The sequence below is a fragment of the Flavobacterium hibisci genome, assembly GCF_020026925.1.
GTDB lineage: Bacteria > Bacteroidota > Bacteroidia > Flavobacteriales > Flavobacteriaceae > Flavobacterium > Flavobacterium hibisci.
The window spans coordinates 319,642-330,672 of record NZ_JAIQDW010000002.1 but is presented as its reverse complement, the minus strand read 5'-3'; the positions used below and the strand labels follow the sequence as shown (position 1 = coordinate 330,672).

General features: G+C 32.6%; 10 protein-coding genes and 2 tRNA genes. 4 read left to right on the top strand and 8 right to left on the bottom strand.

Translation table 11 applies throughout. The features are described 5' to 3' along the window. Nucleotides 1-57: 57 nt before the first annotated feature. The 4 genes from K8B81_RS03840 to map all read right to left on the bottom strand — a co-directional run bounded on the left by K8B81_RS03840 (nucleotide 58) and on the right by map (nucleotide 3,575). Nucleotides 58-831, bottom strand: coding sequence for a class I SAM-dependent methyltransferase (locus tag K8B81_RS03840; RefSeq protein ID WP_025571812.1), 774 nt, complete (start codon nucleotides 829-831; stop codon nucleotides 58-60). Continuing rightward, nucleotides 832-1,350 carry a hypothetical protein gene (locus K8B81_RS03835; RefSeq protein WP_223678999.1) on the bottom strand — a complete coding sequence of 173 codons (519 nt, stop codon included), beginning with the start codon at nucleotides 1,348-1,350 and terminating at the stop codon, nucleotides 832-834. Next, complete coding sequence (locus tag K8B81_RS03830; RefSeq protein WP_223678996.1) at nucleotides 1,340-2,635, bottom strand: AAA family ATPase; 1,296 nt, start codon at nucleotides 2,633-2,635, stop codon at nucleotides 1,340-1,342. The genes K8B81_RS03835 and K8B81_RS03830 overlap by 11 nt, the downstream gene beginning before the upstream one ends. Before the next feature lie 121 nt (nucleotides 2,636-2,756). Further along, nucleotides 2,757-3,575, bottom strand: coding sequence for a type I methionyl aminopeptidase (gene map, locus K8B81_RS03825; protein ID WP_031454550.1), 819 nt, complete (start codon nucleotides 3,573-3,575; stop codon nucleotides 2,757-2,759). A 189-nt stretch (nucleotides 3,576-3,764) separates the two neighbouring features. On the opposite strand from map, the gene K8B81_RS03820 reads away from it, so the two are divergent. Then, nucleotides 3,765-5,018, top strand: a complete 1,254-nt coding sequence (locus tag K8B81_RS03820) for a DUF445 domain-containing protein (protein WP_223678994.1) — start codon at nucleotides 3,765-3,767, stop codon at nucleotides 5,016-5,018. Nucleotides 5,019-5,084: 66 nt separating this feature from the next. Here the strand turns inward: K8B81_RS03820 and gpmI are convergent, their stop codons facing one another. After that, nucleotides 5,085-6,602 carry a 2,3-bisphosphoglycerate-independent phosphoglycerate mutase gene (gene gpmI, locus K8B81_RS03815; protein ID WP_025571821.1) on the bottom strand — a complete coding sequence of 506 codons (1,518 nt, stop codon included), beginning with the start codon at nucleotides 6,600-6,602 and terminating at the stop codon, nucleotides 5,085-5,087. 452 nt (nucleotides 6,603-7,054) lie between these two features. Between gpmI and K8B81_RS03810 the strand changes: the two genes are divergently transcribed. Next, nucleotides 7,055-7,780, top strand: coding sequence for a murein L,D-transpeptidase catalytic domain family protein (locus K8B81_RS03810; RefSeq protein WP_025571822.1), 726 nt, complete (start codon nucleotides 7,055-7,057; stop codon nucleotides 7,778-7,780). On the opposite strand, the gene K8B81_RS03805 is transcribed toward K8B81_RS03810, so the two are convergent. Together K8B81_RS03805 and K8B81_RS03800 are read right to left on the bottom strand one after the other, a co-directional pair. Next, on the bottom strand, nucleotides 7,769-9,349 hold the full coding sequence (locus tag K8B81_RS03805; RefSeq protein ID WP_223678992.1) for a L,D-transpeptidase family protein: 1,581 nt from the start codon (nucleotides 9,347-9,349) through the stop codon (nucleotides 7,769-7,771). The genes K8B81_RS03810 and K8B81_RS03805 overlap by 12 nt on opposite strands. 1 nt (nucleotide 9,350) lies before the next feature. Next, nucleotides 9,351-9,788 carry a GNAT family N-acetyltransferase gene (locus tag K8B81_RS03800; protein ID WP_223678990.1) on the bottom strand — a complete coding sequence of 146 codons (438 nt, stop codon included), beginning with the start codon at nucleotides 9,786-9,788 and terminating at the stop codon, nucleotides 9,351-9,353. 135 nt (nucleotides 9,789-9,923) lie between these two features. Between K8B81_RS03800 and K8B81_RS03795 the strand changes: the two genes are divergently transcribed. Both K8B81_RS03795 and K8B81_RS03790 read left to right on the top strand, forming a co-directional pair. Then, nucleotides 9,924-9,996 (top strand) — tRNA-Gly (locus tag K8B81_RS03795). A gap of 93 nt (nucleotides 9,997-10,089) precedes the next feature. After that, a tRNA-Gly gene (locus tag K8B81_RS03790) sits at nucleotides 10,090-10,162 on the top strand. Nucleotides 10,163-10,210: 48 nt separating this feature from the next. Here K8B81_RS03790 and pepE read toward each other — a convergent pair. After that, a complete protein-coding gene (gene pepE / locus K8B81_RS03785) occupies nucleotides 10,211-10,918 on the bottom strand; it encodes a dipeptidase PepE (RefSeq protein WP_223678988.1) in 708 nt (235 codons plus the stop codon). Between the last annotated feature and the right edge of the window lie 113 nt (nucleotides 10,919-11,031).

The following is an 11,031-nucleotide window of genomic DNA, read 5'->3' as shown; positions in this document are numbered from 1 at the left end:
ATTATTTCTATTTTGAAAACGCTTTTAAAAGAACTTTTATAACTTATAAGTAAAAAATTAATTTTCCTGTTTAAAGCAAAGCGGAATAATTTCGCCTTTTGCCAGACAATATTTTTCAACCAATTCGGGTGCAATTTTATTGGTGTAATCTTCTTCGATAACAATAAAACCGATACTTCTCAATTTATCAAAATAATCGCGACCATATACACGAACGTGATCGTATTGCCCGAAGATTTTAGCACGCTCTTTTTGATCGGTGATAGAATCATCTGCAAAAGTAACTTCGCGGGATAAATCCTGTGGAATTTGCAAAACTGCCATTCCGCCTGGTTTTAAAACCCTGTATAATTCCTGCATCGCTTTGGTATCGTCCGGAATATGTTCTAAAACGTGATTACACAAAATAACATCATATTCGTTGTCTTTGAATGGTAAATTACAGATATCTGCTTTTACATCTGCCAAAGGCGAATGTAAGTCGGTTGTAGTGTAATCCAGGTTTTTCTGCTTGCGGAATCTTTTGTAAAACGCCTGCTCAGGGGCAAAATGAAGTACTTTTTTAGGAGCTGTAAAAAAATCAGTCTGATCGTTTAAATACAGCCAAAGTAAACGGTGTCTTTCTAATGAAAGTGTACTTGGCGAAAGCACATTATTACGCTGTTTTCCGTATCCGTAAGGCAAAAATGACTTAAAGCTTTTTCCGTCAATAGGATCGGTAAATTTGCTTCCTCTTAACGATAAAGCTAAAATTGGGCGTACCACATAACTCAAACGAATTAATAAGGGGCGGGGTATTGTATTGAGTACTAATTTAAAAAGTTTTTTCATTTATATTTTAAATATTCTTTGAAATCGATCGTTGTCAATCACTTTTAGTTTTGAAAATAAGTGTCTATATTCAGATGTTAATTCTCTCTCTACTGCTGAAAAAGTAACTTTAGCTGCTGGACTAGAATTTGTGTTGTAAACAAAATATATTTGAAAAATACTATTAGGGAAACACATGTTTTCGGTAAAACCCTTGTTATAGATATAATTGTAAAATGATATTATACTTTCTGTTGCTTTTAGTCTAAAATCAATTTTCTTGATACCACCACTTTTAAATTCAACAAAAATTACTTTTTCGTCTTTAAAATAAACAGTATCTGACGTTTTTATCGTTTTATTAATTTCATCAAAATCAAAACTAAGTTTTGTTGAGTTTATAAGAGATTTAGTGATTGTAATTTCTTCTTCTATGTTGTTTATTATGGTTTTTTCTTTTATTTCGTACCATGAGATTTCTTTTAATGTTTTCTTAGGGACATTGTTCTCAAAATGTTCTTGAATATCATTAAACCTCATCGTTTATGTCTTGGATTTTATAAAATGCTTCAGAAATTGAGCTTAAAATAGGCGTTATATCTTCTGTTACATCAATAATTTTAGAAGATAATCCATCTTCATTTTTCTCAGCAAAGTAAAAATTTGTTGACTTTTCATATTGATATTTTTTAGTATAAGCATCTAAAGCTTCAATAAAATATGGACTGTGTGAAGTCAATAAGATCGGAATGGCTAATTCTTTAGATAATAAAACTAAAATCTCAGCAAATTTAACTTGCCAAGTTGGATGTAAATGAACTTCAGGTTCATCAATAATTAATAAAGTGTTTGAATTTAATTTCCCTTTTTGTAAAAGTAATTGTAATATTCCAAAACTTTTTATTCCAGTAGCAATATTTCCAAATTCGAATTCTGTCGCATTTTTTGTAAAAACTATTTCATCTAAAGGGTCGATACTAAAATTTCCATTTATGACTTTTGAAATTAAAGATAAGAGGTTATTATTCTTTTTGCTATCATCAGAGAAAATATTTAATTCATTTTCTCTTAAAAATATTAATTTATTTAAATGGTCATTCTTATCAATAATTTCATTAAAACGAACAAAGTAAGTTTGCATTAGTCTTAATGGGGATTCAATAAAAATAACTTCATCATAATAGAAAGAAGAACTATTTTCAAGTCCAACGAATTCTATTTTATCTTTAAAATAAATACTTTTTTCTTCAATTCCTCCAAGTTTAATAAAGGAGTCACTTTTGTTAAATGAATTTGATATTTGATTTCCAAATTCATTTTTCAAAAAAGATTCTAATCTGTAGTACAATGCTTCTGTAGAATCAAAAGAAATTGAAGTTCTACGACCAAAATCAACTATAAATTCAGAAAGTTTTTCTTTAATCTGTGGATTAGAATAATTATTGTATAGGATAAGTACAGATTCTAATTCATTATTTATAGAATCAATAATGTCAGTATCTTTTTTTGAATGTAATGAAGAAGGTCTTATTTCTAATTTTTCTAGAAATTCTGAAATAAATTTATTTTGAATATTTTGGTCGCTTTCATTAGTTGCTGTAGTTCTTGATAAAAGATTTCGAATATCCCTTGTCTTTTCGTAAACAAATCGAATTTTATTTGCATTGTGAGAGATTTCATCGCCATTTACTCCTCTAATTAATGCATACAAAACTTTTCCAACAGTACTTTTTCCAGAATCATTTTGACCAGCAATTAGAGTAATTCCCTCAATATTAATGTCAGCTTCTTCAATAATTCCAATATTTTGGAGTTTAATTTTCATTAGATACTATATTTTTATAAAAGTAGTTATTTTTAAATTTAATAAATTAAAAATATTATTCTCTACTAAAATATTAGTTTTATGTATTAGTAAATGGTCTCTGTGAATCTCGGCGTAATAACTATAATACTAAAGGCACTTTTCTAAATTCATCTTCTTCGTTACTTTCTATTCCTAATGCTTTATAGATATAATAGAAAGTCGATAAAATTTCCGGTTTTCCGTCAATTAAGGCAACATCATGTTCGAAATGTGCGCTTGGTTTTCCGTCAGCAGTCAGGATGGTCCAGCCGTCTTTAAGCTGTTTGATGTTTTTTGTACCCATGTTGATCATCGGTTCAATGGCAACCACCATTCCTTCAACAAAAAGTTTTCCACGACCTTTTTTACCATAATTTGGCATTTCAGGAGCTTCGTGCATTTTTTGGCCTAATCCGTGCCCAACCAATTCACGAACAACACCATATCCATGAGATTCCGTATATTTCTGAATGGCGTTTCCAACATCTTCAACGCGGTTTCCGGCTTTAAATTCCCGGATTCCTACGTACAGGGATTCTTTGGTTACCTGCAATAGTTTTTTGGTTTCCGGAGCAACTTCTCCAATTTCAAAACTATAAGCATGATCTCCATGATAACCATTTTTGAAAGCACCGCAATCTACAGAAATAACATCACCATTCTGTAAAGGCGTATTATTCGGAATTCCATGTACAACCTGAGCATTCGGACTCATACAAAGTGAATTCGGGAAATCATACAAACCAAGAAAACTTGGAACTGCACCGTGATCACGAATAAATTCTTCGGCTAATTTGTCCAGATATAATGTAGTAACTCCTTCTTTAATTTCAGAAGCAATCATTCCTAATGTTTTCGATACGATCAAGGCACTTTCGCGCATTAATTCTATTTCCTCACGGGTTTTTTGGATAATCATATTTTTCAGATTTTCAGTTCGCAAAAGTACGATTTTAATCTTATTTTTTTAAAGTTGATTTTGAAATTAATTACCGCTAAAATTTCCAATCACTTAATTTGAAAATCAAACCAGCTATTGAATTCTAACATTTTTTTAAAAGAACATTTCAGAAAAAAAGCATAAATTAGTAATAAAACCTTGTTTATTATGAAAACCATTGTAGATCAGGATATTGATAAAGTGCAAGCCCTTCGAAAAATGAAGCGAAACGCTTTGGCACTTTTGGGTGTAGCTGTTCTGTTATTTATCATTGCCATTTATTTTAAAATTCCGATGCTGCAGGCTTTCAGCGAAGCGGCGATGGTGGGCGGAATTGCCGACTGGTTTGCAGTTGTGGCTTTATTTCGTCATCCTATGGGAATCCCAATCTGGCATACGGCAATTATTCCAACTAAAAAAAATGAGATTGGTGAAAATTTAGGAAGTTTTGTTTCTGAAGAATTTCTGAATCGTGAAAAGCTGGAAATGAAGTTAGACGAATTCAATTTTGCGACAAAAGCTTCTGACTGGCTTTCGCAGGAAGAAAATGCCAATAAAGTTGCAGATGCTATAGCATTAAACCTTATTCCGGGTGTTCTGAAAACAATAAAAGATGAAGATGTAAAGCGATTCATTCAGGTTCAGTTTAAGGAAAAACTAGAAGCAATTAATTTTGGAGACTGGGTGGCACTGGCATTGGAACCGCTGCAGAAGGGGAGTGTGAAAGATCAATTATTGACCAATCTCCTTGAAGTGATGAGTGATGAACTAAGTGATAATAAAGATTTAATTAGAAAGAAAGTAAAGCAATCTACACCTTTTTTAAGTTTTGGGCTTGCCGATAAAAGCATTACAGAAGGTATTTTTAATGGGTTGCAGGAATTTCTTGATGAAGCCAAAAATCCGGAAAGTGCTGTTAGAATTAAAATAGATGAATACATTTCTGATTTTCTCCATAAAGTAAAAAACTCGGAAGAGATGCGAATCAAAATCAATAATCTGATTGTTGGTTTTGCCGGTAAAAAAGAAGTTCAGGATTACATTAACGGAATCTGGGATGAAATAAAATTATCTATTACAAATGATTTGGAGAAAGGCGAGGAGTCTTCCATCAGAGAAAATATTGCGGGTATGATTCAGAACTTCGGAAACGGACTGAAAGAAGATGCTGTAATGGTTGATAAAATCAATAATTTCATCAAAAATGATTTGCTTTCTGTTCTTCTGAATAATAAAAAGGTGATAGGTGATTTAATTTCCTCTACCGTAAAAAGCTGGGACGGAAAAGAAGTTTCTGAAAAATTAGAACTTGAAATTGGAAAAGATCTTCAGTACATCCGTATCAACGGAACTTTAGTGGGCGGATTTATCGGTCTTATAATTTATGGTGTAGAATGGATTTACCATTATTTTGTAATGTAAATAAAAGCGAAGAGAGACAAATCCTAAAACTTGTCTCTCTACTATTAAAATAAAATAAGTGGTTTTCTATAATAATGAATGACAAGTCATTGCTTCAGGTTGTGGAACGCCCATTAATTCTAAAATAGTAGGTGCAATATCGCCCAAAACGCCATTTTGAATATTTTTTAATTCTTTGTCAACCAGAATAATCGGCACTGGATTTGTTGTGTGTGCTGTATTTGGGCTTCCATCAGGATTAATCATGGTTTCGCAGTTACCGTGATCGGCAATTACAATGGTTGTATAATTGTTTGCAAGAGCAGCTTCAATTACTTGTTTTGCACAGGCATCAACAGCCTCACAAGCTTTAATTGCTGCTTCCATGATTCCCGTGTGTCCAACCATATCACCGTTGGCAAAATTTAAACAAACAAAATCTACTTCTCCTTTATTTAATTCCGGAACAAGGGCATCAGTTAATTCATAAGCACTCATCTCTGGCTGTAAATCGTAAGTGGCTACTTTTGGTGAGTTTCTTAAAATACGTGATTCTCCTTCAAAAGGCACTTCTCTTCCTCCTGAGAAGAAAAAGGTTACGTGTGGATACTTCTCCGTTTCGGCGATACGAATTTGTTTTTTGCCGGCTTTTTCTAAAACTTCACCAAGCGTTTCAGTAATGTTATCTTTATTGTAAACAACTTTTACGTTTAAATACGTTTCATCGTAGTTGGTAAGCGTTACATAATATAAGTTTAATTTGTGCATGTTTTGCTCATGGAAATCCTGCTGCGAAAGTGCTTCGGTAAGTTCACGGCCTCTGTCGGTTCTGAAATTGAAGAATATTACGACATCACCTTCCACAATTGTAGCTAATGGTTTTTCGTTTTCATCAACCATTACGATTGGTTCAATAAATTCATCAGTAATATCTTTTGAATAGCTTTCAAGAATACTTGCAACAGCGTTTCTTGAAGGAGTTCCTACTGCATTTACAACCAGATCATAAGCCAGTTTTACACGCTCCCAGCGTTTGTCACGGTCCATTGCGTAATAACGACCCACAATTGAGGCGATTTTTACAGGAGTATCTTTAATATGGTTTTCTAAATCCTGAATGTATTTAGCTCCTGATTTTGGATCAACATCACGTCCGTCAGTAAAGGCGTGAACAAATACATTTTCTAAACCATATTCCTGAGAAGCATCAATAAGTCCGCGTAAATGTGAGGTATGAGAATGTACGCCTCCATCAGATACTAATCCTAAAAAGTGTACTTTTTTATTGTTTTCTTTAGCATAAGTAAAAGCATCAACCAAAACTTGTTCTTTTGCAAGCGTCTGATGTGCTACTGCTAAATTTATTTTAGCCAGATCCTGGTAAACAATTCTTCCGGCGCCAAGATTCATGTGACCTACTTCGCTGTTTCCCATTTGGCCTTCCGGTAAACCTACGTTTAATCCGTCGGTACGAAGCTGAGCGCTAGGGTAATGTTGGTACAGGCTGTTTATGAAAGGAACATTTGCATTGTCTATTGCAGATACTTTAGGGTCAGGAGATTTTCCCCAACCATCTAAAATCATAAGTATTACTTTTTTGTTCATTGGTTTTTAGTTTTTGGCAAAGATAAACCATTTATAAAACACGCAAGTAGTGATTGCTACAATTATGCTTTATAAAATGAACAGGATAAAAAAATAATAATTTAATTGAAGAAGCCTTTATTTTTTAAAATTAATGCATAACCCAATTTGGTTTTAAACTATCAATAGACAAATAATATTATGTCAAAGTTGTTTTTAAACCTCTTCATTGATTAGAACTGTGTTTGAAAAGCTTTTTATGCAGATTGATATTGATATAATTGAAGATATTTTAAAATCAAGGTAAATTCCTGCAAAAAAATAATCAAATGTTTAAGTTTCATTAACTTCTATTGCGATTAATTGTTAAAGTTTGAATAAATATCACCTAATTTAGTGATATAGTGTTACATAATTATAAATAAGTTTTACATTTGTCCTACCTCAAATTATGTATAACCTAAACGAAATCAATGATTTATAAGATTTATCCCGCAATTCTGTTTTTGTTTTTGTCATTTGGTACAGATTCTAAAAATACTGCTGAAACTAAAAATGTAACAGCAATGAGTATCGCAAAAGTTGAAAAACGTTCTGTAATTGATACTAAAATTGAGAGTATTTATAACACATTAAATACAAATAGTTTTGTTCTTCCGGAACTAAAAACATTTACTGAAGCCTTAAAAGGGTTTTACTTATTGAAAGAAAAAGGGGTTATCCAAAAAGATATATTGACTTTAATTGATTTTAGTTTGTCATCAAATCTAAAACGTCTTTGGGTAATCGATTTGTCTTCTAATACAATTCTGTTCCAGTCTCTTGTTGCTCACGGCAGGAATACAGGCGAAGAGTTTGCTTCTGCATTTTCAAATGTAAATTCTTCATTTAAAAGCAGTCTCGGCTTTTATGCTACGGGTGAAATTTATCAGGGTAAACATGGCGCTTCATTGCGATTAGATGGTTTAGAAAGAGGCATAAATGATCAGGCCCGTAAAAGAGGTGTTGTAATGCATGGTGCCGATTATGTTTCTGAATCTTTTATCAGAGCCCATAAAAGATTAGGCAGAAGCCAGGGTTGCCCTGCAGTTCCTGTTGAATTGACAGACGATATTATTCAGACCATAAAAGGTAAGTCATGTCTGTATATCTATCATCCGTCAAGAAGTTTTGTGATGGGACAAGAACTAATTTCTTAATTTAGAATATAAGTCTTCATCAAGATCATAGACATCGTATCTAAAAATTAACTGATTTTTTTGACTCCAGGCAGTCCAGTACCATTGGTATAATTTGTATTTCTTGGTAATTCTAATACTGGTTGTCTTTTTACGTGCAATAATAGTATCTATTTTTTCTTTAGACCAGTTTTTAGAATCGTCTAAAATATGCTGTGCTAATTCTAAAGGATTTTCAACACGCACACAGCCGGAACTTAAAGAACGGTTGCTTCTTTCAAAGTAATTTCTGTGATTGGTGTCGTGCAAATACACGCTATAATTATTAGGGAACATAATTTTTATTAACCCAAGTGAGTTGTAATAACCCGGTTTTTGGATATATCGATAGCTTCTGGGCTTGTTGATGTTCCAGTTTGCAGGGTCGACTTCGTGTCCGGCTCTGTCATAAATCGTGATATTTTTGTTTTTTAAATAATTTCGATTACGCTTCATTGCAGGAACAACGTCTTCTTTTAAAATAGTAGGCGGGACTGTCCACGTTGGGTTGAAAACAATACTTTTAAGCGTAGATGTTAAAACCGGTGTTCTTCTTTTACTGGTTCCAACAACAACATTTCTCACAGCTGTCGTATCATTATTTTCTACAACATGTAATTTAAAATCAGGAATATTTACTATAAAGTAATTTTCTGCTAGTTCGTTCGGATACCATCTCCAGCGTTCTAAGTTTGCAATAATTTGATGTCTTCTTTTTTCTTTAGAAAAATTTAGGTGATGAATAGTGCTGGCTCCAATAACCCCGTCAGCAACTAATCCGTGTCGAGTCTGGAATTTTTTTACAGCTTCAAATGTTTTGTTGTCATAGATTTTTGTCAAACTGTCTTTTCCTGACATGTCATTCCAGTAAAAAAGCCTCTTTTTAATGTTTATTAAAGCAATATTAGTATCATTTAGTTTTATTTTTTCTGCTGATTCAATTAATTTGACATTATCAGAAGGAAAATCATTGACAAGTTTCAAGGCTTTCAGTAATTGTTTGTAAGTTTCAGTTTTTGGCTGAATATTTTCAACCAAACTATCTAAAGTATTACGATTGAAACTTTTTACTAACACAGCATTGATATCTAAATCCTTGTCTTCAAGTGCCCAGTCACGATATAAATACTTAGGATTTAATTTTCCTTCATATAAATGGGTCACATATTTTTCAAAATTATGTGTAAGCAACAGATCATATTCAGCGAGCTGTTTATTATTTAATTTGTCAATTTGTTTTTCATAAACATCCATCTTTTTTACCCGATAATCATTTGGATTCAGGCCTAATTCATCTGATTTTTTCAGTTGTGACAAGACGTAGGTTCTTTTTTTAAGATTCCCCCAAATGGTTTTATTATCAGATGAAAGATAAAATTGTTTTAATGTTTCACTTTTATATGCATTTATAAGAGCAGTATCTATGTCAACTGTCCTTGCATCTGTAATCACAATGGCAGGTAACGCTTTTTTTATTTTAGGGGTATCTTTTTGTTCTTTTTTACAACTTATAAAAGCAAACAATAGAAACAATAAGTAAAATTTATTCATTTTATATTTTTTTGTACATTAAATAATGTTCTCCAACGTCAGGGATGTCAAAAGAGTTTCCCTTGACTTCGTATCCCATTTTTTTATAGAAACCAACAGCGGTCGCTCTGGCATTAAACCATATTAAAGTGAATCCGTTTGAAATACAGTATGCTTCACAATGTTTAACAAGAGCTTCTCCATGGCCTTTTTTCTGATGTGCTTCTGCAATAGCCATGCCGCGAATCTGTGCTTGTAAATTTTCTGCAAATATAGTATTGGTTTTAAGGAATAACGAAATTATTCCTATTAAATCTGAATTATCAAATAATCCGAAGTGATGTGTTGTTTGTAAATCATCGCCTTCAAAAATGCAGGTTTCGATGGGTTTTCCTTTTCTAAGGACAGGATGTCGTAAAATAAAAGTTTCCTGAGAGGATATTTCTTTAATTAATGTCATGTTTGGAATAAAAAAACAAAGCTATAACATTTTAATTTTAAATAGATTACTAAAAATAGTGATTTTTAATTTATTTTTTTTCAAAAAAAGCTTGTTTTAAAGCTTACTTATTTTTTATATTTGCACCACAGTAATGCGAAAGTAGCTCAGTTGGTAGAGCTCCAGCCTTCCAAGCTGGTTGTCGCGAGTTCGAGCCTCGTCTTTCGCTCTAATCGAAACTTAGGTTTAGATTTTAAATTTAAATAATTTAGTTTTTTATTTTTTTAAATAATTTAATTATTTATATTTGCACCCTGTTAATGCGAAAGTAGCTCAGTTGGTAGAGCTCCAGCCTTCCAAGCTGGTTGTCGCGAGTTCGAGCCTCGTCTTTCGCTCTTAAAAATCCTCAAACAAGCTGTTTGAGGATTTTTTGTTTTATATACTTATTTTAAACCAGTCAGATCACTTTCCGGCTCTAATTCTGTTGGAAGCTGATTTTGTCGAAATAACCGGGCTGACAAACTTCCTTTCAAAGTAATTTTTTCTCCTTTTACTTCAAGCCAGCTTCCTTCTCTCAGTCCTAAAACCGGAATCGTATTAAACGCGTGGAATTCCTGTATGCGTTGCTCGCGTGTTTCTCCCATATGGGTTGACTGAGAATCAGCATCAAGATAATGTGGATTGAGATTAAAAGAAATTAATCCTAAAGTTTGAAAACTTGGAGGGTAGACGATAGGCATGTCATTGGTTGTCTGCATCGAAAGTCCGCAAATATTACTTCCGGCACTCGTTCCCAGATATGGTGTTCCGTTTTTCACTGTTTCAGAAAGAAGCTGCATGATATTGTTTTTGTATAATTGCGTAACCAATAAAAAGGTGTTTCCTCCGCCAGTAAATATTCCTTCGGCATTTTTTATAGCTGTTTCTGGGTTTTCAAATTCATGAATTCCTTTTACTGAAATATTGATGGTTTGAAATACAGCAGCCACTTTTTGCGTGTATTCTTTATGAGAAATTCCGCCCGGGCGTGCATAAGGAATGAATAAAATAGTTTTGCAGTTTGTAAAATGGGATTGCAGGGTGGGTAGCAAATATTCTAAATAACTACTTCCGTGTAAAGTAGAAGTACTTGCAATAATAACATTTTTCATAAAATTCTAAATGATTTTAGGTTTAAAGATATTAAAAATGGAAATTGCCACTGTTAAAAAGCTGATTTTAATTAACATATTTTTATAAAGCCATTAATAGTAATTTGGAACAT